The 23,221-nt window shown below is 44.6% G+C and carries 23 protein-coding genes; 19 read left to right on the forward strand and 4 right to left on the reverse strand.

Translation table 11 applies throughout. From position 1 onward, the window contains the following. Positions 1 to 349: 349 nt before the first annotated feature. From VC82_RS15685 to porX, 3 genes are all read right to left on the reverse strand, one after another. Entirely contained in the window at positions 350 to 493 is a 144-nt protein-coding gene (locus VC82_RS15685; protein ID WP_170218326.1) for a hypothetical protein, read from the reverse strand. A 175-nt stretch (positions 494 to 668) separates the two neighbouring features. After that, on the reverse strand, positions 669 to 1,085 hold the full coding sequence (tsaE, locus tag VC82_RS13570) for a tRNA (adenosine(37)-N6)-threonylcarbamoyltransferase complex ATPase subunit type 1 TsaE (RefSeq protein WP_045802850.1): 417 nt from the start codon (positions 1,083 to 1,085) through the stop codon (positions 669 to 671). Positions 1,086 to 1,092: 7 nt separating this feature from the next. After that, the gene (gene porX / locus VC82_RS13575) at positions 1,093 to 2,637 is read right to left on the reverse strand and encodes a T9SS response regulator signal transducer PorX (RefSeq protein ID WP_045802851.1); all 1,545 of its coding nucleotides are present in this window, start codon (positions 2,635 to 2,637) and stop codon (positions 1,093 to 1,095) included. A gap of 53 nt (positions 2,638 to 2,690) precedes the next feature. Here porX and VC82_RS13580 point away from each other — a divergent pair, with 53 nt between their 5' ends. The 18 genes from VC82_RS13580 (at position 2,691) to hisIE (ending at position 21,079) form a co-directional block, all read left to right on the forward strand. Next, positions 2,691 to 3,920 (forward strand): HD domain-containing protein, encoded by a 1,230-nt coding sequence (locus VC82_RS13580; protein ID WP_045802852.1) that lies wholly within the window; start codon positions 2,691 to 2,693, stop codon positions 3,918 to 3,920. 23 nt (positions 3,921 to 3,943) lie between these two features. Continuing rightward, the gene (gene lpxD, locus VC82_RS13585) at positions 3,944 to 4,981 is read left to right on the forward strand and encodes a UDP-3-O-(3-hydroxymyristoyl)glucosamine N-acyltransferase (protein WP_045802853.1); all 1,038 of its coding nucleotides are present in this window, start codon (positions 3,944 to 3,946) and stop codon (positions 4,979 to 4,981) included. After that, a complete protein-coding gene (locus tag VC82_RS13590; RefSeq protein ID WP_045802854.1) occupies positions 4,956 to 6,368 on the forward strand; it encodes a bifunctional UDP-3-O-[3-hydroxymyristoyl] N-acetylglucosamine deacetylase/3-hydroxyacyl-ACP dehydratase in 1,413 nt (470 codons plus the stop codon). Before lpxD ends, VC82_RS13590 begins: the two co-directional genes overlap by 26 nt. A gap of 3 nt (positions 6,369 to 6,371) precedes the next feature. Continuing rightward, complete coding sequence (gene lpxA, locus VC82_RS13595; protein WP_045802855.1) at positions 6,372 to 7,157, forward strand: acyl-ACP--UDP-N-acetylglucosamine O-acyltransferase; 786 nt, start codon at positions 6,372 to 6,374, stop codon at positions 7,155 to 7,157. 9 nt (positions 7,158 to 7,166) lie between these two features. Beyond that, complete coding sequence (gene efp, locus VC82_RS13600) at positions 7,167 to 7,733, forward strand: elongation factor P (RefSeq protein ID WP_045802856.1); 567 nt, start codon at positions 7,167 to 7,169, stop codon at positions 7,731 to 7,733. A 3-nt stretch (positions 7,734 to 7,736) separates the two neighbouring features. Then, positions 7,737 to 8,678, forward strand: coding sequence for a UDP-3-O-(3-hydroxymyristoyl)glucosamine N-acyltransferase (locus VC82_RS13605; protein ID WP_045802857.1), 942 nt, complete (start codon positions 7,737 to 7,739; stop codon positions 8,676 to 8,678). A 53-nt stretch (positions 8,679 to 8,731) separates the two neighbouring features. Continuing rightward, positions 8,732 to 9,604, forward strand: a complete 873-nt coding sequence (gene sucD / locus VC82_RS13610) for a succinate--CoA ligase subunit alpha (protein ID WP_045802858.1) — start codon at positions 8,732 to 8,734, stop codon at positions 9,602 to 9,604. A gap of 105 nt (positions 9,605 to 9,709) precedes the next feature. Continuing rightward, positions 9,710 to 10,456, forward strand: coding sequence for a 3-oxoacyl-[acyl-carrier-protein] reductase (gene fabG / locus VC82_RS13615; protein WP_045802859.1), 747 nt, complete (start codon positions 9,710 to 9,712; stop codon positions 10,454 to 10,456). A 27-nt stretch (positions 10,457 to 10,483) separates the two neighbouring features. Further along, the gene (locus VC82_RS13620; RefSeq protein WP_045802860.1) at positions 10,484 to 12,511 is read left to right on the forward strand and encodes a vWA domain-containing protein; all 2,028 of its coding nucleotides are present in this window, start codon (positions 10,484 to 10,486) and stop codon (positions 12,509 to 12,511) included. An 11-nt stretch (positions 12,512 to 12,522) separates the two neighbouring features. Next, positions 12,523 to 13,338, forward strand: a complete 816-nt coding sequence (locus tag VC82_RS13625; protein WP_045802861.1) for a prohibitin family protein — start codon at positions 12,523 to 12,525, stop codon at positions 13,336 to 13,338. 228 nt (positions 13,339 to 13,566) lie between these two features. Beyond that, positions 13,567 to 14,421 (forward strand): ATP phosphoribosyltransferase, encoded by an 855-nt coding sequence (gene hisG / locus VC82_RS13630; protein ID WP_045802862.1) that lies wholly within the window; start codon positions 13,567 to 13,569, stop codon positions 14,419 to 14,421. Positions 14,422 to 14,527: 106 nt separating this feature from the next. After that, positions 14,528 to 15,820 carry a histidinol dehydrogenase gene (gene hisD, locus VC82_RS13635; protein ID WP_045802863.1) on the forward strand — a complete coding sequence of 431 codons (1,293 nt, stop codon included), beginning with the start codon at positions 14,528 to 14,530 and terminating at the stop codon, positions 15,818 to 15,820. Beyond that, positions 15,810 to 16,916 (forward strand): histidinol-phosphate transaminase, encoded by a 1,107-nt coding sequence (gene hisC / locus VC82_RS13640; RefSeq protein ID WP_084598234.1) that lies wholly within the window; start codon positions 15,810 to 15,812, stop codon positions 16,914 to 16,916. The genes hisD and hisC overlap by 11 nt, the downstream gene beginning before the upstream one ends. Beyond that, positions 16,909 to 18,045: a bifunctional histidinol-phosphatase/imidazoleglycerol-phosphate dehydratase HisB gene (gene hisB / locus VC82_RS13645; protein WP_045802864.1), complete on the forward strand. Its 1,137-nt coding sequence runs from the start codon at positions 16,909 to 16,911 to the stop codon at positions 18,043 to 18,045. Before hisC ends, hisB begins: the two co-directional genes overlap by 8 nt. Positions 18,046 to 18,154: 109 nt before the next feature. Continuing rightward, positions 18,155 to 18,754, forward strand: a complete 600-nt coding sequence (gene hisH, locus VC82_RS13650; protein WP_045802865.1) for an imidazole glycerol phosphate synthase subunit HisH — start codon at positions 18,155 to 18,157, stop codon at positions 18,752 to 18,754. 44 nt (positions 18,755 to 18,798) lie between these two features. Further along, positions 18,799 to 19,632: a 1-(5-phosphoribosyl)-5-[(5-phosphoribosylamino)methylideneamino]imidazole-4-carboxamide isomerase gene (locus VC82_RS13655; RefSeq protein ID WP_084598235.1), complete on the forward strand. Its 834-nt coding sequence runs from the start codon at positions 18,799 to 18,801 to the stop codon at positions 19,630 to 19,632. A 1-nt stretch (position 19,633) separates the two neighbouring features. Continuing rightward, the gene (hisF, locus tag VC82_RS13660) at positions 19,634 to 20,389 is read left to right on the forward strand and encodes an imidazole glycerol phosphate synthase subunit HisF (RefSeq protein WP_045802866.1); all 756 of its coding nucleotides are present in this window, start codon (positions 19,634 to 19,636) and stop codon (positions 20,387 to 20,389) included. 72 nt (positions 20,390 to 20,461) lie between these two features. Further along, on the forward strand, positions 20,462 to 21,079 hold the full coding sequence (gene hisIE, locus VC82_RS13665) for a bifunctional phosphoribosyl-AMP cyclohydrolase/phosphoribosyl-ATP diphosphatase HisIE (RefSeq protein ID WP_045802867.1): 618 nt from the start codon (positions 20,462 to 20,464) through the stop codon (positions 21,077 to 21,079). 6 nt (positions 21,080 to 21,085) lie between these two features. Here the strand turns inward: hisIE and VC82_RS13670 are convergent, their stop codons facing one another. Next, complete coding sequence (locus VC82_RS13670; protein WP_045802868.1) at positions 21,086 to 21,892, reverse strand: DUF1853 family protein; 807 nt, start codon at positions 21,890 to 21,892, stop codon at positions 21,086 to 21,088. A 76-nt stretch (positions 21,893 to 21,968) separates the two neighbouring features. Here VC82_RS13670 and VC82_RS13675 point away from each other — a divergent pair, with 76 nt between their 5' ends. Beyond that, the gene (locus VC82_RS13675) at positions 21,969 to 23,129 is read left to right on the forward strand and encodes a vWA domain-containing protein (protein WP_045803463.1); all 1,161 of its coding nucleotides are present in this window, start codon (positions 21,969 to 21,971) and stop codon (positions 23,127 to 23,129) included. The last annotated feature ends 92 nt before the right edge of the window (positions 23,130 to 23,221 follow it).

Raw genomic sequence — 23,221 nt, forward strand, 5'->3', positions numbered from 1 at the left:
GCTTGCAGGTTACAAACCAAATAACAAGAAGAAGTAGAGGTATTAATTTTGATGAATAGTAATAAAAAGCATAATGAACACTTGAAAATCCATTATTTTCAAAAGTTATTCCCAAAAGATTTATACTTTGAGCATCTGGGCTTATATATTTATAGTAGTAAAACAGTAAGGGAGTTACGGCTATAAACAAGGCTATCAACCCCTCGACAATCAGCTTTCTCTTTATTTTCTTTCTTTCAAACAAGGCCTACACAATATATATTATTATCCATAACCTTAAAAAGGAAAAATTATTGTAAAAAAAAAAGGCTTCTGAATTTCAGAAGCCTTTAATCAAATTTGCAAATGTCTACATTTTGCCGTCGGTTAACTTCTTTTTATCAATGCTAACCTTATCTCCAAAGGTATCTTTGTCGATACCAGTTGTAGACACAGCGGCCATGGCCAAAAAGGCTACGGCCAAAAGACCAAAAAATACTTTTCTAGTGTTCATCGTACATTTTTTTGGTTAATAAATCGAATGAATTCATCCAGAAACAAATGTAGGAAAATTTTTATACGAAACAAGTCGTTTATCGATATTTTTTGCTTTTAATCTAAAAAATCAATCCTTTCATCGATTCTGGGGAACTAGCGGGAAGATAATGAAAATGTTTGTTAACAAAAATTTAAGATGGAAAAAACTCGATGGCCCGGGTGTTTTCATCGATAATCTGTAAGTGTATTCGGTCAAAACCGACATCGAGCAATTCCTCAACTTTTTCGGGCCACTCAATAAAGACCCAAGCACCGGAATAGAGATAGTCTTCAAACCCTAGGTCCAATACTTCATCAATATGGTCAATGCGATAAAAATCGAAATGATAGGCCAAAACCTGGCCATTGGCATCATGGTACTCGTTTACCAAAGAAAAAGTAGGGCTGTTGCCACGATCAATGCCACCCAATGATTTTATGATGGCCTTGACCAAGGTGGTCTTGCCCGCGCCCATGGGGCCATATAGGCAAATGATCTTGGAAGAGGCCGTATGAATAACGGTGTTCGCAATCTCCTCTAACCGCTGCAATTCAAAACGTTCTTTCAAAGCGAATCTATTTTGCCTCCAAAACTACAAAAGGCACAATCATTTCTTCCAACGAAACCCCACCATGTTGGTAGGTGTTGCGGTAGTAGCTTACATAATGGTTGTAATTGTTGGGGTAGGCAAAGAACAAATCGTTTTTGGCAAAGATGAACGAACTGCTCAAATTGATGTTGGGCAAATGAATGCTGTGGGGGTTTTTGGCGGCCAACACATCTTTTTCTTCATAGGTAAGGCTACGGCCCGTCTTGTAGCGCAGGTTTAAACTGGTTTCGCGGTCACCGATGACCTTTGATGGGTGTTTTACATTGATGGTGCCATGGTCTGTGGTAACGATCAGTTTCATGCCCAACAACTGTGCCTGCTGCACAATGTCAAGTAGGGGAGAGTTCTTAAACCAGCTCAGGGTCAATGACCGATACGCCTTGTCGTTCGAGGCCAGCTCTTTTATTACCTCCATCTCGGTCTTGGCATGCGATAGCATATCAACAAAATTGTAGACGATGACCGTCAAATCGTTGTCTTTCTGCGATTTAAAATTTTGCGCAAGTTGCTTGCCCTGTTTCAAACTGCTGATTTTATGGTATTCCCACTTGAGGTTCATGCCGAGGCGTTCTAATTGGGCCCCCAAGAATTTGTCCTCAAAAAGATTTTTACCGCCCTCATCGGTATCGTTCTTCCACCAATCGGGATGGCGTTTTTCCATATCCAAAGGGGTGAGTCCCGAAAAAATGGCGTTTCTGGCATATTGGGTAGCCGTTGGCAGAATACTGAAATAGGGCACCTCCTTTTTCTTGCGGTAGAAATTGGTGAGCACATCTTCAAAGGCCAACCATTGATCGTACCGAAGGTTGTCTATTACCACCAAGAGGGTTGGGGTGTCTTCTATCTCTGATTTTATCAGTTTTTTGAACAATGTGTGCGACATCACCGGGGCATCATCGCCATCGAACCAACTTGCATAGTTCTTGTCGATGAATTTGCCGAACTGGCTATTGGCCTCTATTTTCTGTGATTCCAGAATTTCGAACATGCTTGAATCTTCGATATCCTCCAGGCGCAGTTCCCAATAGATCAATTTTTTATACAAATCGGCCCATTCCTCCCAAGAATTGACCATCGACAGGTCCATCGCAATTTTTCTAAACTCTTGCTGGTAATTGGCGGTGGTGCGCTCAGAGACCAAGCGCGAATTGTCAAGGCTTTTCTTTAGCGAGAGCAATATCTGGTTCGGATTGACGGGTTTTATGAGATAGTCGGCTATCTGTGAGCCGATGGCTTCGTCCATGATATATTCTTCCTCACTTTTGGTGATCATGACCACGGGCAATGAGGCATCTATCTGTTTGATCTCGTTCAAGGTTTCCAGACCAGAAATGCCCGGCATGTTCTCATCCAAAAAAACGATATCGAACGTGGTATCGCGAATTTCTTCGAGTGCCTCTTGGCCGCTCTTGCAAGTGGTAACGCGGTAATCTTTCTTTTCAAGGAAGAGTATGTGGGGTTTCAGCAAGTCAATCTCATCATCGACCCAGAGAATGGAAATATTACTCATATAGTGGTTATCTTTACGGACTTGAAATTTTGAACCTTAAAACTGAAACATTTTTGTCCCAGACCAACAAGCTCAACATATTCAACGATCCAATTTACGGTTTTATTGGCACTCAGAATGAACTAATTTTCAGTCTGGTCGAGCATCCGTATTTTCAGCGATTGCGGCGCATTTCGCAGATGGGCATGTCGTATCTGGTGTTTCCCGGGGCCCATCATACGCGGTTCCACCATGCTTTGGGCAGTATGTACCTGATGCAGCGGGCCATTGAGGTGTTGCGGTTAAAGGGTGTTGCTATTTCGGATGATGAAGAGAACGGACTTTTATGTGCCATTTTACTGCACGACATTGGCCACGGCCCTTTTTCGCACGCATTGGAAAATTCATTGGTCCATGGCATTGCCCACGAACAGCTGTCGTTACGTTTTATGGGGCACCTGAACAAAGAGCATGATGGTGGGTTAGACATTGCGTTACAAATTTTTCAGGGGACGTATCCGAGAAAGTTCATGAATCAATTGGTCTCGAGCCAGTTGGATATGGATCGTATGGATTATCTAAAACGCGACAGTTTCTATACGGGGGTAACCGAGGGCAACATCAACTCAGAACGGCTCATTACCATGCTCAATGTAGTGGATGAAGGGCTGGTAGTGGAAGAAAAAGGCATTTATGCCGTCGAAAAATTTTTGATGGCCAGACGGTTCATGTACTGGCAGGTATACCTGCACAAGACCAGTTTAATGGCCGAACTGCTGTTGGTGAAAATATTGAAGAGAGCACGCCATTTGGTCGAAAAGGGAGTTCAACTAGAGGCAAGCGAACCATTGAAGTTCTTTTTGTACGAAACGATTGCCCTGAAAGACTTTGATGATACCGTACTAGATACATTTGCCAAACTTGACGATATAGATGTACTATCGGCCATAAAAAAGTGGCAGGATAGCGACGATTTTGTACTATCCAAGATGTGTAAGATGCTTCTCGATCGAAGGTTGCTGAAGATAAAACTGAAGAACAAACCGGTGGCGCAAAAGAAAATGGACAAAAAATTGGAGTGGGTCAAATACAACTACTCATTGAGTGCTGAAGAAGCGTCCTATTTTGTGTTCGCTGGTATGGTAAAAAACCAAGCCTATGATAGTGAATACCAAAAAATAAACATATTGGAAAAAAGCGGAAAGGTGACCGACCTGACAAAAGCCTCTGACCACATTAATCCTAGCTCTTTCTCGCTTACCACAACAAAATATTACCTCTGTTTCCCCAAGGAAAGCGTTTGACAAAATTTCTTACTTTTGCAGCGATGAAATTTACGGCCACCCAAATTGCTGGAATACTGGAGGGAGAAGTTGAGGGAAATCCTCAAACGGCCGTCCATAAGCTATCAAAAATTGAGGAGGGCGAAAAGGGATCATTGACCTTTTTGGCGAATCCGAAGTATACGCCTTACATCTATTCCACAAAGGCTTCCATTACCATTGTCAACAAAGATTTTGTGCCAGAACAAAAGCTTTCGACCACCCTTATCAAGGTTGATGATGCCTATAAATCCTTCTCAAAACTATTGGAATATTACAATCAGGTAAAAAATAATAAAGTAGGCATCGAAAACCCATCGTACATCTCAGAAACAGCTGAATATGGCGAGGGATTTTATCTGGGTGCCTTTTCATATCTGGGCGATAATGTGAAAATTGGCAAGAACGTAAAGGTCTACCCCAATGTCTATATTGGTGACAATGTCAGCATTGGCGACAACGTAATGGTTTTTGCCGGTGCCAAGATCTACTCAGAATCCATCATAGGTGACAATTGCGTAATACACAGTGGGGCCATTATAGGTGCCGATGGTTTTGGGTTTACGCCAGATGAAAACGGTGAATATAGCAAGGTACCGCAGACCGGCAACGTAATCTTGGAAGACAATGTCGATGTTGGTGCTGGTACCACTATAGATAGGGCCACACTGGGTTCGACCATTCTTCGAAAAGGGGTCAAGTTGGACAATCAGATTCAAATCGCCCATAATGTCGAGATTGGCGAACATACCGCGATCGCGGCCCAAACCGGTATTGCGGGTTCTACCAAAATTGGAAAAAATTGTCTTATCGGTGGTCAAGTGGGTATCGTGGGGCACATTACCATAGGCGATAGGGTAAAGGTCCAGGCCCAATCCGGTATCGGCAGAAATGTGAAAGATGACGAGGTATTGCAGGGATCGCCGGCCATAAACTACGGAGACTTCAACAAATCATACGTACACTTCAAGAACCTACCGAAAATCATTAATCGAATAAATGACCTAGAAAAACGGAGTGACAGTGATACAGACAAGCAGTAAGCAAAAAACCATTAAGAAACCGATTTCATTGAAAGGAGTCGGGTTGCATACCGGCGAGAATGTAACCATGACCTTCTTGCCCGCAGAGCCCAATCATGGTTTTGCCTTTAAAAGGATAGACCTTGAAGGGGAGCCCGTTATAGAGGCCGACGCCAATTACGTGGTCAATACACAGAGAGGCACCAATCTTGAAAAAAACGGGGTTAAAATACAGACCTCAGAGCATGTACTGGCCGCTTTGGTAGGCATGGACATCGACAACGTGCTGATCGAGCTCGACGCCCCTGAACCTCCCATTATGGACGGTTCGGCAAAGTTTTTTGTGGAAGCACTGGAGGAGGCAGGAATCGAAGAGCAAGATGCCGACCGTGAAGAGTTTGTGGTCAAAGATGTGATCTCTTATAAAGATGAGGCCACGGGCAGTGAAATAACAGTAATTCCGGCAGATGAATATCAGGTGACCACCATGGTCGATTTCGGCACCAAGGTATTGGGTACCCAAAACGCCACACTTGAGCACATAAGTGATTTTAAGAACGAAATTGCAAATGCCAGAACGTTCAGTTTTCTACATGAACTTGAAATGTTGTTGGAGCATGGCCTTATTAAAGGTGGAGATCTGAACAATGCCATTGTTTACGTGGACAAGGAGATTTCTGAGTCTACCATGAAAAAATTGGAGAAGGCCTTCAACAAGAAGAAACTTTCGGTGAAGCCCAATGGTATATTAGATAATTTAACACTCCACTATCCGAATGAGGCAGCTCGGCACAAACTTTTGGATGTTGTGGGCGATCTTGCCCTTGTTGGAATGCGTATCAGGGGTAAGGTAATAGCAAACAAGCCTGGGCACTTTGTAAATACCCAATTCGCCAAGAAGCTTTCCAAAATAATCAAGATCGAAAAGCGCAACAACGTACCGAACTATGATTTGAACAAACCCCCGTTGATGGATGTTACACAAATCATGAAAATGTTGCCCCACCGGCCCCCATTTCTGTTGGTCGATAAAATTTTGGAATTGACAGACAAACATGTTGTCGGGGTGAAAAATGTGACCATGAACGAGCCCTTTTTTGTGGGGCATTTTCCTGGGGCACCCGTTATGCCGGGTGTTTTGCAGGTAGAGGCCATGGCCCAGACCGGTGGTATTTTGGTGCTGAGTACGGTGCCAGACCCCGAGAATTACCTCACCTACTTTATAAAGATTAACAATGTCAGGTTCAAACAACAGGTCGTTCCAGGAGATACATTGATATTTGATTGCGATTTGATTTCTCCGATTCGAAGAGGCATTTGCCACATGCAGGCATATGCCTATGCCAATGGTAAATTGGCGACCGAGGCAGAATTGATGGCCCAAATCGTGAAAGTAAAAAATAATTAAAAAATGAACCAACCCCTTGCATACGTTCATCCCGGGGCAAAAATTGCCAAGAATGTGGTCATCGAGCCGTTCACGACCATCCATAACAACGTCACCATTGGTGAGGGCACGTGGATCGGTTCCAATGTGACCATTATGGAAGGTGCCCGTATCGGTAAGAACTGCAATATTTTTCCCGGAGCCATTATTTCGGCTCCGCCACAAGATCTAAAGTACCAAGGTGAGGAAACCACCGTGCACATTGGTGACAACACTACCATTCGTGAGTGCGCCACCATCAACAAGGGCACTGCAGATAGAATGAAGACCGTAATCGGCAATAACTGTTTGATTATGGCCTATTGCCACGTAGCGCATGACTGCCTAATAGGTGATGGCTGCATATTTTCGAACAATTCGACCCTTGCAGGCCATGTTACCATAGGCGATAATGTGGTGTTGGCGGGTATGGTGGCCGTGCATCAATTTGTTTCAATCGGCAGGCATGCCTTTGTGACCGGAGGTTCATTGGTAAGAAAAGATGTGCCACCTTACGTCAAGGCCGCACGTGAGCCATTGTCATATGTGGGCATTAATTCCGTTGGCCTTCGCCGAAGAGGGTTCGAGGCAGAGAAAATCCGTGAGATACAGAACATTTACAGAATACTTTACCAAAAGCATTACAACAACTCACAAGCGGCCGAAATTATTGAGGCCGAAATGGAGGCTACCCCCGAGAGAGATGAAATTCTTCAGTTTATAAGGGATTCGCAACGAGGTATTATGAAAGGATATTTCAGTACAAACTAATTTTCAGAAATGGCAAATACATCAGATATTCGAAAAGGATTGTGCATCCGATACAATAACGACATTTATAAAATAGTCGAGTTTTTGCACGTAAAACCTGGAAAGGGCCCTGCTTTCGTGCGTACAAAATTGAAGAGTGTCACTTCAGGAAAGGTCATAGACAATACTTTTTCTGCTGGGCATAAGATTGAAGATGTCAGGGTCGAGACTCGTTCGTATCAATTTTTGTATTCAGAAGGTGATACCTATCATTTTATGAATACTGATGACTACAACCAGATTGCATTGCAAGAAAGCAATTTGGATGCCCCGGATCTATTGAAAGAGGGCGAAGTGGTCACCATTATTTTCAATGCTGAGGACAATATGCCACTTTCGGTTGAAATGCCCGCCAGTGTCATCCTCGAAGTAACACACACCGAACCAGGGGTAAAAGGCAATACAGCAACCAATGCCACCAAGCCTGCCACTGTAGAGACCGGGGCAAGGATCAATGTGCCTTTGTTCATCAATGAAGGAGATAAAATAAAGGTAGATACTTCGAACAGTTCATACCTAGAACGGGCCAAAGAATAGGGCATGAAATTTCCACGACCATATATGCTCAGCGAAATTGCGGGTATTATTGATTCCGAGTACATCGGTGAAGATGATTTTCCGGTATTGGGGCTGAACGAGATACATGTGGTCGAGAAGGGAGACATCGTGTTTGTGGACCATCCGAAGTATTATGACAAGGCGCTGCAGTCCAAGGCCAGTGTGGTACTTATAAACAAAAAGGTTGAGTGCCCCAAAGGAAAGGCCCTACTCATTTCAGATGACCCATTCAGTGATTTTAATAAGCTGACCCTATATTTCAATCCGTTTACGAGTGCCAGTGCAAGTATCTCAAAATCTGCACAAATCGGTGAGGGTACGGTAGTACAGCCCAATGTCTTTATTGGAAACAACGTAAAAATTGGCAAACATTGTCTCATCCATCCAAACGTTACCATCTACGATGATTGCGTTATAGGCGACCACGTTACGATTCATGCTGGCACCGTCTTGGGCGCCGATGCCTTTTACTACAAAAACCGGCCTGAGGGTTTCGACAAACTGGTGTCAGGAGGCAACGTTGTGATTGAAGACCATGTTGATATTGGTGCTGGGTGCACCATTGACCGCGGTGTCACCGGTAGCACGACAATAAAAGAAGGTTCAAAATTGGATAATCAGATTCAAGTGGGCCATGACACCGTGATCGGCAGAAAATGCCTGATTGCCTCCCAAGTTGGCATTGCGGGCTGTGTGGTGGTGGAAGATGAGGTCATTTTATGGGGACAAGTAGGTGTCACCAGTGGCGCTACCATAGGTAAGGGCGCCGTTATTTTGGCCCAGACGGGTATTGCAAAATCGTTGGAAGGTGGCAAAACCTATTTTGGAAGCCCGGCCGAGGAAGCCCGTGAAAAGATGAAACAATTGGCAGGTGTTCGGCAGATACCCACTATCATCGAAAAGTTAAAAAAGATTGATAATTGATGCTTGGTTTTGAGCTCCAAGCCATATTTTTGCAAGCAAACTAAACGTACAAAATGAGTGTTTTAGTAAACAAAGATTCAAAGATTATCGTTCAAGGTTTTACGGGCAGCGAAGGTACATTCCATGCCGAGCAGATGATTGAATACGGCACCAATGTTGTCGGAGGGGTGACCCCGGGCAAAGGTGGACAGGAACATTTGGGAAAACCCGTCTTCAATACCGTTGCCGAGGCGGTTGCAGAGGTAGGTGCCGATGTGTCCATCATATTTGTGCCGCCAGCCTTTGCTGCCGATGCCATTATGGAAGCGGCCAATGCCGGTATCAAGGTGATCATCACCATTACCGAAGGCATTCCGGTTGCCGATATGGTCAAGGCCTATGATTATATTAAGAAGTTCGACTGTGTGCTTGTAGGGCCCAACTGTCCGGGTGTTATCACCCCGGGTGAGGCCAAAGTGGGTATAATGCCCGGATTTGTCTTCAAAAAAGGCAATGTCGGCATTGTCTCAAAATCAGGAACCCTTACCTACGAAGCGGCCGATCAGGTCGTACGCCAAGGTTTGGGAATCACCACGGCCATAGGCATTGGTGGGGATCCCATTATCGGTACCACCACCAAACAGGCGGTTGAAATGCTCATAAACGACCCCGAGACCGAATGTGTTGTCATGATTGGTGAGATTGGTGGGCAATTGGAGGCCGATGCGGCCAATTGGTACAAAGAGAGCGGCAGCAAAAAGCCGATTGTTGGATTTATTGCCGGAGAAACTGCTCCGGCAGGTAGAACCATGGGCCACGCAGGCGCTATCGTGGGTGGTAGTGATGATACCGCTCAGGCAAAGAAGAAGATTATGCGCGAATGTGGTATCCATGTTGTGGATTCTCCCGCAGATATCGGTCGAAAGGTCAAGGAAGTAATGGCTTGACATACCGTTAAAACTATTATAAATCCCGAGTGTATCGGGATTTTTTTGTGCCTTTCTGTTTTACAAAACTTATATTTGGGTATACCATCCATTAAACCAAAAGACATGAAACTACTTGAAGGAAAAAACGTGATTATAACCGGTGCCAGCCGTGGTATTGGCCGTGGTATCGCCAAGGTGTTTGCCGAACACGGGGCCAATGTGGCATTTACCTATAGCTCGAGTGAAGGGCCGGCAATTGAACTTCAGGATGAGCTTACAGCCCTTGGTGTAAAGGCGAAGGCGTACAAGAGCAATGCCGCCAGTTATGAAGAATCTGAAAAATTGGTTGCGCAGGTTTTGGAAGACTTCGGAAGCATAGACGTATTGATAAACAATGCAGGTATTACAAAAGACAACCTTTTGATGCGAATGGGCGAAGAAGATTTTGACACCGTTATCGAAGTCAACCTCAAATCTGTATTCAATATGACCAAGGCGGTACAGCGTACCATGCTTAAACAACGAAAGGGCTCCATTATCAACATTAGCAGTGTAGTGGGGGTAAAAGGCAATGCAGGCCAAGCAAATTATGCGGCCTCAAAGGCCGGGATGATAGGTTTTACCAAATCTATTGCCCTTGAACTGGGGTCTCGAAATATCAGGTGCAATGCCATTGCCCCGGGCTTTATCGAAACAGAAATGACCGACAAATTGGATGAAAAAACGGTTCAAGGCTGGCGCGATGCCATTCCGTTGAAACGTGGCGGCACCCCAGAAGACGTGGCTAATGCGTGTTTGTTCTTGGCCTCGGACTTATCGGCATATATAACGGGGCAGGTATTGAATGTTGATGGTGGAATGCTCACGTAATCAGTTAGGCCTATAAGGGGTCAGCATATGCAGACACAGACCATATTGTTGATAGTACTGGCAATAGCAATCTCTTTGGGGTTGGCCTATTGGCAGTATCTCTACAAAGCAAAATGGTCAAAACTCAAAGGCGGCCTCTTTTTTTTGAGATTTTTGGGATTGCTGACGGTATTGGTACTATTGATAAATCCAAAGTTCGTCAAACAAGAAAACTATCTTGAGAAACCAAATTTGGTACTGGCCGTAGACAATTCACGATCGGTACAATTGCTGAACGGCACTGATGCCGCAATCTCTTTTTTGGAGATGCTACGTTCGCAGAACGATTTGGGCAACCGTTTTGAGGTTTTCGACTACGCTTTTGACGCCTCTCTAACAAACAACGACAGTATTGGGTTTGACGGTAATTTTACCAATATCCATGAAGCCATTGAAAGTATTTCCCAGGCCCATGACCAAAAAAACACCGCTTTGGTGCTAATCACAGATGGAAACCAAAACCTGGGTTTTGATTACCAATACCAGCCATACGATGATAATCTGACCATATTTCCTGTAGCGGTGGGTGACACCACCCAGTACGAAGACTTTCGTGTTGAAAGGATCAATCTGAATAGATATGCCTTTTTAAACAATAAATTCCCCCTTGAGGCCAGTTTGGTGTACGAGGGTCGCGGCCCAAAGTCCACGGTGGTCCGGGTTTCGATGGACGGCCAAACCGTACATCGTGCAACCGTGTCATTTACCCCTGAGGTGAACAGCCATAACCTGAACGTGTTGTTACAGGCCAAAGATGTGGGCAATAAAACGATTACGGTTTCGATGGGTGAGCTGCCGAACGAACGAAATGTGGCCAACAATGTAAAGCAAGCTGCAATCGAAGTGGTCGATGAAAGAACAAGGGTGGCGCTTATTTCTAAGGTGCTGCATCCTGATATGGCGGCCTTGAAAAGGGCCATCGAATCAAATGAACAACGTCAGGTGTTTTTCTTAAAGCCGAATGTAAGCACATCGACCTTGGATGATTACGACGTACTTATCTTGTACCAACCCGACAACTCTTTCTCAAAGATATTTGAATACGTTGAAAATAGGGGTGTAGGAGTGTTTACCATTGCAGGGGAAAAAACCGACTGGAATTTCTTGAACGGGGCGCAAGGCAGTTATACCAAAGAAAACTTTCAGCAGACAGAAGATGTGTTCCCTGTTAAAAACGATGCCTTTCCGCTTTTCGATATCAGTGATTTTTCCGCCGCGGATCTCCCGCCGCTTAAAACTGATTTAGGAGAGCTTTTGATCATTCGACCACATGAACCGCTTTTTTTTCAACGCATTAGAGGGGTAGATTTGCCAACACCATTATTGACCCTCATTACCGAACCCAGAAAAGAGGTGTTGCTGTTGGGCAACGATATTTGGAAATGGCGTGTGGAGACCTACCGACAAAATGGTTCTTTTGAGTCTTTTGATGCCCTTATGGGCAGGTTACTTCTCAACTTGACCAGTAATACCAGTAAAAAAAGACTTACGCTGCGCTATGAACCGATATACGACGGTCAATCGAAAGCACTTATCAGCGCTTCCTATTTTGATGAGGCCTTCGTCTTTGACAAAAACGCCTCCCTCACCTTAACGGTAAGAAATGTTGAGACCCAAGCTTCCCGCACCTTTCCCCTCTTGTTGAAGGGCAACCGGTACGAAGTGGATTTGAGCGACCTTGATGCCGGTACCTATGCGTTTACCGTAGAAGTTTCCGGAAGTGGACTATCAGAATCAGGTCAGTTCACGATTCTCGATTTCGACCTTGAAGCACAGTTTCTTTCTACCAACGACCATAAATTGGCCCAACTTGCTGCAAATACAGGTGGTGATGTGTTCTACCCTGACCAAGTTGATGAATTGGTTCAAAAACTTATCGGTGATCAACGCTTTTTGCCCATTCAAAAAGGCCGTCAAAATATTGTATCTTTAATAGATTTTCGCATATTGTTGGGGCTCTTGGCCATAACCCTTGCTGCGGAATGGTTCATTAGAAAATATAACGGATTACTTTAAACAGATACCCTATGGATAAATTACCTAAAATTGCGCTCCCCACAGTATTTATAATCATTGTACTCATTATTTTGATTTCAAAATCGGCCGTCAACATCGGGGCCGGTGAGGCAGGCGTTCTTTGGAAACGTTTCGGAGGAGGTGTGGTCACCGATAAACCACCCCTAGAAGAGGGCTTTCACCTCGTGGCGCCTTGGAACAAGGTATACATTTACGAGGTACGAAGGCAAGAACTTTTTGAGAAAATGAAGGTGCTTTCCTCAAACGGATTGGATATCCAGCTAGATGCTTCTGCCTGGTACAAGCCTGAAATTGAAAATTTGGGCAAATTGCACAAAGAAATTGGGGAAAACTATTTAGAGCGCATTATTCTGCCCACTATTCGTTCGGCGGCACGAAGTGTAGTTGGTCGTTATACCCCCGAACAGCTATATTCGAGCAAACGAGATGCCATTCAACAAGAGATTTTTGAAGAGACCCAGAAAATTGTGGGCGACCAATACATTGTTTTGGATGAGGTGTTGGTGCGCGATGTAACGCTTCCACCAACCATCAAAGAAGCAATCGAAAGAAAACTAAAACAAGAGCAGGAGGCCCTAGAGTATGAATTTAGGCTCGAAAAGGCCGAAAAAGAAGCGGAAAGGCAGCGTATTGAGGCTCAGGGAAAGGCAGATGCCAATAGAATCTTAAGTGCTTCATTGACTGATAAAATCTTGAAAGACAAGGGCATCGAGGCCACTTTAAAGCTGGCCCAATCACCCAATGCCAAAGTAGTGGTGGTAGGTTCAGGCGATGATGGACTACCCCTGATTTTGGGAAATAACTAATTTTAATTTTTTTGTAAAAAAATTAATTCTATTTTTGACCCGAAATGAGAAATAAAAATACACATCATCATTCAGTTACTTGCGCTCAGGCGAGGTGACCGTGTTTTGTGTGTATCAAAATAACAGACCCGTTTGAGCAATCGAACGGGTTTTTTTATTCCCGCCTAGGCGGGGATTTTTAACCGAAAGTGGAGCTTTTCAGAAAGCTGTCAAAAGAAAAAGTAAAATATGAATATCAGAATAGCGATACAAAAAAGCGGTAGGTTAAACGAAGACTCCCTGCGCATTTTAAAGGAATGTGGCATAGCTATCGATAATGGCAAAGACCAGTTGAAGGCCACGGCCAGAAACTTTCCTTTAGAAGTCTTTTATCTAAGAAACAGCGATATTCCGCAATATCTGGTTGATGGTGTGGTCGATATCGCCATTATCGGCGAAAACCTATTGGTTGAAAAGGGAGGGTCCATTGGTGTGGTCGAAAAACTGGGGTTCTCTAAATGTAGGGTCTCGTTGGCCGTTCCGAAATCTGAAAAATATGCTTCCCTTGAATATTTCCAGGGAAAAAAGATAGCGACCTCCTATCCGAACACGGTACAGCAATTTTTTGACCAAAGGGGCATCACAGCAGACCTCCACGTTATTAACGGTTCGGTAGAGATCGCACCTAATATTGGTCTTGCCGATGCCATTTGCGATATTGTTTCGAGCGGTAGCACTTTGTTCAAGAACAACCTGAAAGAGGTAGAGGTGTTGCTGGCCAGTGAGGCGGTTTTGGCGACCTCACCCAAGATTTCGGCCGAACGATCGGCCATACTCGACAAGCTCGTCTTTAGGTTAAAATCAGTACTGCAAGCCCGGCAGAACCGCTATGTGTTGATGAACGTGCCCAATGATAAGTTAAAGGAGGTAACCGCTATATTGCCCGGTATGCGTAGCCCCACGGTATTGCCTTTGGCCGAAAAGGGGTGGAGCTCGGTACATACGGTCATTAACAAAGATACCTTTTGGGAAGTCATTGACGAACTCAAATCAGCCGGTGCAGAAGGCATCTTGGTATGCCCGATCGAGAAAATGGTTTTATAGGCCCCACCTGACCTCCCCAAAGGGGAGGGATGAATGTAGAGGTCATGAAAAAAATAATAAATAAAAAATTCCCTCTCCTTGGGGAGAGGGTTAGGGTGAGGGGAAAATGAAAAAATATAACAATCCACACAGAGCTGAATGGCCAGAACTGTTAAAGAGGCCTACCGCCTCGTACGAGGAGATTGAGGGGTTGGCCCTCGATATTTTTGGGGAGGTCAAAAATAGTGGCGATACCGCAGTCAGAAAGTTTGGCAGGCAGTTTGACGGCATCGATTTGCAAGATTTCGGGGTATCAGAAGCCGAAATAAAGGTTGCCGAGACCCAGGTTTCTGATGATTTGAAACAGGCCGTTGAAGTGGCCAAGGGCAATATCGAAAAATTTCACAGGGAACAAAAGACCCAAAGGGTCGAGGTTGAGACAATGCCCGGTGTTTTGTGCTGGCAAGAAAAACGTCCCATAGAAAAAGTGGGATTGTACATTCCAGGAGGTACGGCCCCCTTGTTCTCTACCATTTTGATGCTGGCCGTTCCCGCCAAAATAGCGGGCTGCAAAGACATTGTACTTTGTACGCCCCCCAATAAGGAAGGAAATGTCCACCCCGCCATTTTGTATACCGCTCAGCTTTGTGGTATTGAAAAGGTTTTCAAGGTAGGGGGCGTACAAGCGGTGGCGGCCATGGCATTGGGTACGGAAACCATTCCGAAAGTGTATAAGATTTTTGGTCCTGGCAACCAGTACGTCACGGTTGCCAAGCAGGTTTCAATGCGTTTCGGTACGGCCATTGATATGCCCGCAGGCCCTAGCGAACTATTGGTAGTGGCCGACGATACCGCCAAAGCCAGTTTTGTGGCCTCCGATTTGTTGAGTCAGGCAGAGCACGGCCCTGATAGCCAGGTAATCTTGGTTTCGCGTTCAAAACAGTTTATTGATAAGGTCGATGGGGAAATCAGATTGCAAATGGCACAACTGCCACGAAAGGAAATCGCAAAAAAGGCCATGGCAAACAGTAGGCTCATTTTTATGGAGGATGCGCAAAAGGCACTGGAATTGGTGAATGAATATGGACCCGAGCATTTGATTATTTGTACGGCCAACGAAGCTTTCTTTGTGGAAAATGTTTCCAATGCCGGTTCGGTCTTCATAGGAAACTATACGCCCGAAAGTGCGGGCGATTACGCCTCAGGCACCAACCACACCCTGCCCACCAATGGTTATGCCAAGCAGTACAGCGGGGTGAACCTTGACAGTTTTATGAAAAGCGTCACTTTTCAAAAAATCTCGGAAGCCGGTATAAAGCAATTGGGGCCATCCATAGAAATCATGGCCGAAGCAGAACAGTTGCAGGCGCACAAAAATGCGGTAACGTTACGGTTAAAAGAACTAGATAATGGCAGATAAAGGTACAGATAAGTTCCCTCTCCTTGGGGAGAGGGTTAGGGTGAGGGGAGATTTCAACGTGCAAAACCTAGTCAGGGAAAACGTAAAACGTTTAAAACCATACTCCTCCGCAAGGGACGAGTATCTTTCTGATGGTTCAGTAATGGTATTCTTGGATGCCAATGAGAATCCGTTTGACAATGGAGTGAACCGCTACCCCGATCCGCACCAGCGTAGCGTAAAACATATTTTAGCAGAGCTAAAAGGGGTGCGGGAGTCCCAAATATTGATTGGGAACGGTAGCGACGAGGTGCTGGACTTGTTGTTCAGGGCCTTTTGTGAGCCGAAAAAAGACAATGTCATCACCACGCCTCCTACGTATGGCATGTACAAAGTGCTGGCCGACATCAATGAAATCAAGGTCGAAGAAGTATTGTTGACCGACAATTTTCAACCAGATGTTGAAAATATTTTAAATGCAGTGGATGATGAAACAAAACTGATTTTTATCTGCTCGCCGAATAATCCCACGGCCAACAGTTTTGAAGTAGGGAGGGTAGCAAAAATTCTACAGAAATTCAACGGTTTGGTCGTCATCGATGAGGCCTATATCGATTTTTCAGAGAATGAAAGTTGGATTTCCCATTTAAGAGAATATCCCAATCTCGTTGTTACACAAACGTTGTCAAAAGCCTATGGAATGGCAGGCATCCGAATGGGAACCTGTTATGCTTCCAAAGAAACAATCGATGTTCTAAAAAAAATCAAGCCACCGTACAATGTCAACGAACTGACACAGCAGCGGGCAAAAGAAGGGCTTTTGAACCAAGAGCAGGTCAAAAAACAGGTGAAGGAGATACTTGACCAACGAGAACTGGTGCGAGAGGCACTACTCGAAATCAATTTCGTGAGAGTGGTGTTTCCCTCCGATGCAAATTTTTTATTGGCTAGGGTCGATGATGCAGAAAAAAGATACAACGAACTATTGCAAAAAGGGATTGTGACCAGAAATCGAAGCAAGCAGCCCCTTTGTGAAAATACGTTACGGTTCACCATCGGTACTGCCGAAGAGAACAAAACATTGATAAATACTTTAAAAGAATTGGACCATGGCTAAGAAAGTACTGTTTATTGACAGGGATGGAACCCTGATCATAGAACCGGCCGATGAGCAGATAGATGCCTTTGAGAAATTGGAGTTCTATCCCAAAGTGTTCACGTACTTGGGAAAGATTGCCAAAGAACTCGATTTTGAATTGGTAATGGTCACCAACCAAGACGGATTGGGCACAGATGCTTTCCCAGAGGAGACCTTTTGGCCCGTACAGCATTTTATCATAAAATCCTTTGAAAATGAAGAGATTGTGTTCAATGAAATCTGTATCGACAGAACATTTCCCGCTGAAGGGGCTGACACTCGAAAACCGGGTACAGGCTTACTGAAGAAATATTTTTCCGAAGATTATGATCTTAAAAATTCTTTTGTGATAGGGGATCGAATGACCGATGTCGAGTTGGCCAAGAACTTGGGGGCAAAAGGAATCTTTATCCAAAACAAAACCGATTTGGGACTCGCCGAACTCAGCGTCGATGAAAAAGAGTTGCAAGAATTTATTGCCCTTGAAACCAACGATTGGCAAGCGATTTATGAGTTTTTGAAAAGAGGCAAGCGTACGGCCTCTGTCCATAGAAAAACCAACGAGACCGATGTACAAATAGAGATCGACCTTAACGGCACAGGCAAAAGCCATATCGATACGGGTCTTGCCTTTTTTGACCATATGCTTGACCAATTGGCCCGTCATGGTCAAATGGATTTAAAAATAAAAACACTGGGCGATTTGGAAGTTGACGAGCACCATACCATTGAAGACACGGCCATAGCGCTTGGTGAGGCCATGGCCAAGGCCCTTGGCAATAAATTGGGGATAGAGCGGTACGGCTTTACCTTGCCGATGGATGATTGCCTTGCCCAAGTGGCCATTGATTTTGGAGGCCGTAATTGGTTGGAGTGGGAAGCCGAGTTCAAAAGGGAAAAGATAGGCGATATGCCAACCGAAATGTTTTTTCACTTTTTCAAATCCTTTACCGACAGTGCCAAGGCCAATCTGAACATCAAGGCCGAGGGTACCAATGAGCACCACAAGATAGAAGCCATTTTTAAAGCATTCGCAAAAGCAATCAAAATGGCCGTGAAGCAAGACCCTGAAAAAATGGTGTTGCCAAGTACAAAGGGAAAATTGTAATCGATGTCATTTCGAATGTCACATTGAGCACAGTCGAAATGTACATGAGAAATCTAGATTTCTCAGTCACAAGTTCCTTCGAAATGACAAAGGAGAACAAACCGGGCATATGAAATTAGTAATAATAGATTACGGTGCAGGGAACATTCAAAGCATCCAATTTGCATTTCAGCGACTGGGTGTCGATGCCGTACTGACCCATGACAAGGAAGAAATCATGAAGGCAGATAAAGTCATTTTTCCTGGGGTAGGTGAGGCGAGCAGTGCCATGCAGAAGTTATGCGAAAGCGGTCTCGATAAAATAATTCCCGATTTGAAGCAGCCTGTTCTGGGCATTTGTTTGGGCATGCAGTTGATGTGCAACTCCTCCGAAGAGGGCGATACCAAAGGACTGGGTATTTTTGATACAGAAGTGGTCAAATTTAAGAGCCCCCAACCCCTCAAAGGGGGCTTAAAAGTGCCGCAGATAGGTTGGAACGAAATCAAAAATTTGAAAACGGATTTGTTTCACGGTGTTTCAGAAAATGATTATATCTATTTGGTCCACAGTTATTATGCGCCGATCTGTAACGAAACAATTGCAGTTGCAAACTACGGACTCGATTATAGTGCGGCACTGGCAAAGGACAATTTCTATGGAGTGCAATTTCATCCCGAGAAGAGCAGCAAGGTAGGGGCCAGAATTTTAGATAATTTTTTGAGAATGTAAAAATTTCGTCACCTGAACTTGAATGTTGAGGGAACCCATAAAACATGACATTAAAAAAAAATCAATCAGAATCAGCCGGGTATGGAGTTCCCCCTTTGGGGGCTAGGGGACTTCGGATAATTCCAGCAATAGATATTATCGAGGGTAAGTGTGTACGCCTGACCAAGGGCGACTACGATACCAAAAAGGTGTACAATGAACATCCATTGGAAGTGGCCAAACAGTTTGAGGCACATGGTATTCAATACCTGCATTTGGTTGATTTGGATGGCGCAAAATCGAAGCATATTGTCAACTACAGAGTTTTGGAAGAGATTGTCTCAAGAACCAGTTTGAAAGTGGACTTTGGGGGCGGACTCAAAAGCGATGAAGATGTGAAGATTGCCTTTGAGTGTGGTGCACAACAGATAACGGGCGGCAGCATTGCCGTTAAAGATAAAGACACTTTTTTGCACTGGCTTGAAACATACGGTCCTGACAAGATCATTCTGGGGGCCGATGCCAAGGATGGAAAAGTAGCCGTATCTGGCTGGCAAGAAGATTCCAATGAAAAACTGATACCCTTCATTAAATCCTACCAAGAAAAGGGAATCAACTATGTGATTTGCACGGATATCTCAAAAGATGGCATGTTGCAGGGCCCATCGTTTGATTTGTATGCCGAAATTATTGCGGCGACCAAAACACACCGAACTGAGATCGGCCCCAGTGGCGTAGAGGATTTTGAGGAGATTGGAATTCACCTTATTGCAAGTGGCGGTATCTCAAACATTGATGAGCTGCCAAAGCTCAAGGGAATAGGATGCGAAGGAGTGATAATAGGAAAGGCCATTTATGAAGGAAATATTACTTTAAAGCAATTGGAAGATTTTGTTTAATATGTTGGCAAAAAGAATCATACCGTGCTTGGATATCAAGGATGGCCGAACGGTCAAAGGGGTGAACTTTGTGAATTTGCGCGATGCGGGCGACCCCGTGGAGCTCGGCCAATTTTATGCCGAACAAGGGGCCGATGAACTGGTGTTTTTAGATATTTCGGCAACAGAGGAAAAGCGGCGAACGCTGGCCGAACTGGTCTATCATGTAGCGGAAAAGGTCGATATTCCTTTTACGGTCGGTGGTGGTATATCATCGGTTGATGATGTGGGAATGCTCTTGAAGAATGGGGCCGATAAGGTTTCCATCAACTCCTCGGCCGTGAAGAACCCTGATTTGATCAATGAACTGGTGGCGAAGTTTGGCTCGCAATGTATTGTGGTTGCCATAGATGCCAAACAGATAGGCGGAGAATGGAAAGTGCATTTGGTGGGTGGCAAGGTACCCACTGATCTCGATTTGTTCGAGTGGGCGAAAGAAGTCGAAAAACGTGGCGCGGGCGAGATATTGTTTACCTCGATGAACCACGATGGCACCAAAAACGGTTTTGCGAATGAGGCCCTGGCCAAGTTGTCCGATTTGGTGAACATACCCATCATCGCATCGGGTGGTGCGGGAAACATGAAACATTTTGCCGATACTTTTATAGATGGAAAGGCCGATGCAGCATTGGCCGCCAGTGTATTCCACTTTAAGGAAATCGCCATAAAAGACTTGAAAAAAGAATTGAAACAAAGGGGAATTCCCGTTAGAATATAAAACTGTCATTTCGAGCGCAGTCGAGAAATCTTAACCTTTCGACTTGGCCCAAAGTGACAAAAGATTTCAAACATGAAAATAGATTTTAGTAAAAATCCAGATGGTCTTGTGCCAGCAATAATTCAAGATGCCAACACCAAAAACGTTTTGATGTTGGGCTATATGAACGAAGAAGCGCTTAAAACGACCAAAGAGACCCAAAAAGTGACCTTCTTTAGCCGAAGCAAACAACGTTTATGGACAAAAGGGGAGGAGAGCGGCAATTACCTGAACTTGGTTGACATTAAAATGGATTGTGATGCCGATACATTATTGGTTTTGGCACGACCCGAAGGCCCTACTTGTCATAAGGGCACCGATACCTGCTGGGGCGAATCGAACGAACAAACCTTTGGGTTTTTATCACAATTGGAGGGGATTATAGAAGAACGACGGTTGGAGTCTGAAAGAGATTCCTCCTCCCGTCGGAATGACCAATCGTATGTGGTCTCACTTTTTGATAAAGGCATCAACAAAATTGCCCAAAAAGTAGGCGAAGAAGCTGTCGAGACGGTAATTGAGGCGAAGGACACAAACGATGAACTGTTTTTGAACGAGAGTGCCGATCTGTTGTTTCACCTGTTGATTTTATTGAAAGCAAAAGGCTTCGGATTGAATGATGTTGTAAAAGTGCTACAATCTAGACACTGAAAAAGCTTACCACCAAACAACGAACCATTTTTCAATGGCTCCATCGGGCCGCTTGGCCCATAGCATTGGTGCATTTTCTTTGAGCATGCGAACATTGGTTTCCATCAAAGTGTCGAAATGGTTCATCCAACCCACATTTTCTTGGGGTTTAATAACCCATTGTTGTTTTTTGGGGATGTAAAACTGCCACTTCGCAAACGCCACTTGGTTGAAATCATCAAAGCGAATCCATTCCCCTGACAGGCACGCTGTGTTCAAGGGTCTAATATGTACATTTTCCTTCCTGTAGGGTTTGAAAAGTTGTGCCTTGAAACAGGCAGCTTGGTTGATAGCCGTTGGCTCGATTTGAAGAGCTTTCCAATGGCTTTTAAGTGAAGGATGGTACAACAGCGGAAACTGTTTCGATTTCAATTTGTCGAGCTTGGTATGGAACATATCCCGTTTGTTGGGCCCCATCAACCGATAGATGGGTTCTGAGATATCAGGGTCGATTATATAGAACTTATAGGCCAGTTCAACATGCACAACTTGTTTGGTTGACATTTCCCGTAGTAAAAAATCAAGCTCCCCCAAACGTTGTTTTCCTTCTTCTATCAGAATATTCGAGAACAACAGTTCGTGTTGTGTTGAGGCCTGTATCAGGGTTTTGAACACATACTCCATTTGGTGGCCTAGCCTCAGATTTTCATAGAGTTTCAGTGGCGGCAGCGAGTCTATTTCCACCTTTGGAAGCACAAATTGTCGAAGATTGAACTGTTGATGCTCCCATAGCGGTGGAGTACTGTAAAATCCTTTTAATAGGTCCAAGTCCATGGCACAAACTTAAACGAAACCGTTAAGTTTTCTTAAAAAGAAAAATCTACAAGCGAATATGTCTTATTTTTATATGATGGCTATGAATTTGAAAAAAGGTTTTCGCTTCACTTCTTATGAAGCGCCAGACCAGACTCCATTCGAAAGGCTTTTTGAGATTTTTCAAGAGCTCATTACCCATACCTCGGGAGATTTTGATGAGGCCATAGACTGGCTGAGGGAGCTGGACAAGGAATATGGCCTTACCGATGAGGACTATACCATCGATGATTTTATTGAAGACCTGAAGCGCAAAGGATATATTCGCGAAGTGTTTGAAGACGGTGGTGGCCAGATAGGCGACGGCGAGGATGGCGAGCAAGGCGGTGGCCGCAGCAATTTTTCCATTACCGCCAAATTGGAACGCGCCCTGCGACAGCGTGCCTTGGACCAAATTTTCGGAAAATTGAAACGAAGCGGATCGGGTAACCATAGAACGGGCAAGTCGGGCAGGGGCGATGAGCATACCGGTGATTTTAGGGAGTATCGCTATGGCGATGCCCTAGAGAATATTTCGATGACCGAAAGCCTCAAAAATGCCCAAGTGAACCATGGGGTCGATGCCTTTATGCTCAATGAAAACGATCTTGTAGTAGAAGATACCCACCATAAGGCCCAGATGAGCACTGTACTGATGATTGATATCAGCCATAGCATGATATTGTACGGTGAAGACCGTATAACTCCCGCCAAAAAAGTGGCAATGGCCCTGGCCGAGCTGATTACCACATGGTACCCAAAAGATACCTTGGATATCTTGGTCTTTGGCAACGATGCGTGGCCCATACCCATTAAGGATCTTCCCTATCTGAAGGTGGGGCCCTACCATACCAATACCGTGGCCGGTTTGCAATTGGCGATGGATATGTTACGGCGCAAGCGAAACACCAACAAGCAGATTTTTATGATAACCGATGGCAAGCCCAGTTGTTTGAGGCTTCCCAATGGTGATTATTACAAGAACAGTGTGGGGCTCGATGACTATATTGTCGAAAAATGCTACGCCATGGCCCAACAGGCCCGTAAGCTACATATTCCCATTACCACCTTTATGATTGCACAAGACCCGTATTTGATGCAGTTTGTGCGCGAGTTTACCCAGGCAAACAAAGGGAAGGCCTTTTACACTGGTCTCAAAGGATTGGGCGAGATGATTTTTGAAGATTACGAGAACAACAGAAAAAAAAGGATAAAATAACTACAATGTCATTTCGAGCTGTCAGATTGAGCGCAGTCGAAATCAAAACGAGAAATCGAGATTTTTCAGTCGCATACTCCTTCGAAATGACA

The sequence above is a fragment of the Flagellimonas lutaonensis genome, from assembly GCF_000963865.1.
GTDB lineage: Bacteria > Bacteroidota > Bacteroidia > Flavobacteriales > Flavobacteriaceae > Flagellimonas_A > Flagellimonas_A lutaonensis.

Bases quoted from the DNA above. Each gene is read 5' to 3' on its own strand.
- VC82_RS15685 (WP_170218326.1), bottom strand. From the start codon at position 493: ATGAACACTAGAAAAGTATTTTTTGGTCTTTTGGCCGTAGCCTTTTTG.
- porX (WP_045802851.1), bottom strand. From the start codon at position 2,637: ATGAGTAATATTTCCATTCTCTGGGTCGATGATGAGATTGACTTGCTG.
- lpxD (WP_045802853.1), top strand. From the start codon at position 3,944: ATGAAATTTACGGCCACCCAAATTGCTGGAATACTGGAGGGAGAAGTT.
- lpxA (WP_045802855.1), top strand. From the start codon at position 6,372: ATGAACCAACCCCTTGCATACGTTCATCCCGGGGCAAAAATTGCCAAG.
- efp (WP_045802856.1), top strand. From the start codon at position 7,167: ATGGCAAATACATCAGATATTCGAAAAGGATTGTGCATCCGATACAAT.
- VC82_RS13605 (WP_045802857.1), top strand. From the start codon at position 7,737: ATGAAATTTCCACGACCATATATGCTCAGCGAAATTGCGGGTATTATT.
- sucD (WP_045802858.1), top strand. From the start codon at position 8,732: ATGAGTGTTTTAGTAAACAAAGATTCAAAGATTATCGTTCAAGGTTTT.
- fabG (WP_045802859.1), top strand. From the start codon at position 9,710: ATGAAACTACTTGAAGGAAAAAACGTGATTATAACCGGTGCCAGCCGT.
- VC82_RS13620 (WP_045802860.1), top strand. From the start codon at position 10,484: ATGCAGACACAGACCATATTGTTGATAGTACTGGCAATAGCAATCTCT.
- VC82_RS13625 (WP_045802861.1), top strand. From the start codon at position 12,523: ATGGATAAATTACCTAAAATTGCGCTCCCCACAGTATTTATAATCATT.
- hisG (WP_045802862.1), top strand. From the start codon at position 13,567: ATGAATATCAGAATAGCGATACAAAAAAGCGGTAGGTTAAACGAAGAC.
- hisD (WP_045802863.1), top strand. From the start codon at position 14,528: ATGAAAAAATATAACAATCCACACAGAGCTGAATGGCCAGAACTGTTA.
- hisC (WP_084598234.1), top strand. From the start codon at position 15,810: ATGGCAGATAAAGGTACAGATAAGTTCCCTCTCCTTGGGGAGAGGGTT.
- hisB (WP_045802864.1), top strand. From the start codon at position 16,909: ATGGCTAAGAAAGTACTGTTTATTGACAGGGATGGAACCCTGATCATA.
- hisH (WP_045802865.1), top strand. From the start codon at position 18,155: ATGAAATTAGTAATAATAGATTACGGTGCAGGGAACATTCAAAGCATC.
- VC82_RS13655 (WP_084598235.1), top strand. From the start codon at position 18,799: ATGACATTAAAAAAAAATCAATCAGAATCAGCCGGGTATGGAGTTCCC.
- hisF (WP_045802866.1), top strand. From the start codon at position 19,634: ATGTTGGCAAAAAGAATCATACCGTGCTTGGATATCAAGGATGGCCGA.
- hisIE (WP_045802867.1), top strand. From the start codon at position 20,462: ATGAAAATAGATTTTAGTAAAAATCCAGATGGTCTTGTGCCAGCAATA.
- VC82_RS13670 (WP_045802868.1), bottom strand. From the start codon at position 21,892: ATGGACTTGGACCTATTAAAAGGATTTTACAGTACTCCACCGCTATGG.
- VC82_RS13675 (WP_045803463.1), top strand. From the start codon at position 21,969: ATGGCTATGAATTTGAAAAAAGGTTTTCGCTTCACTTCTTATGAAGCG.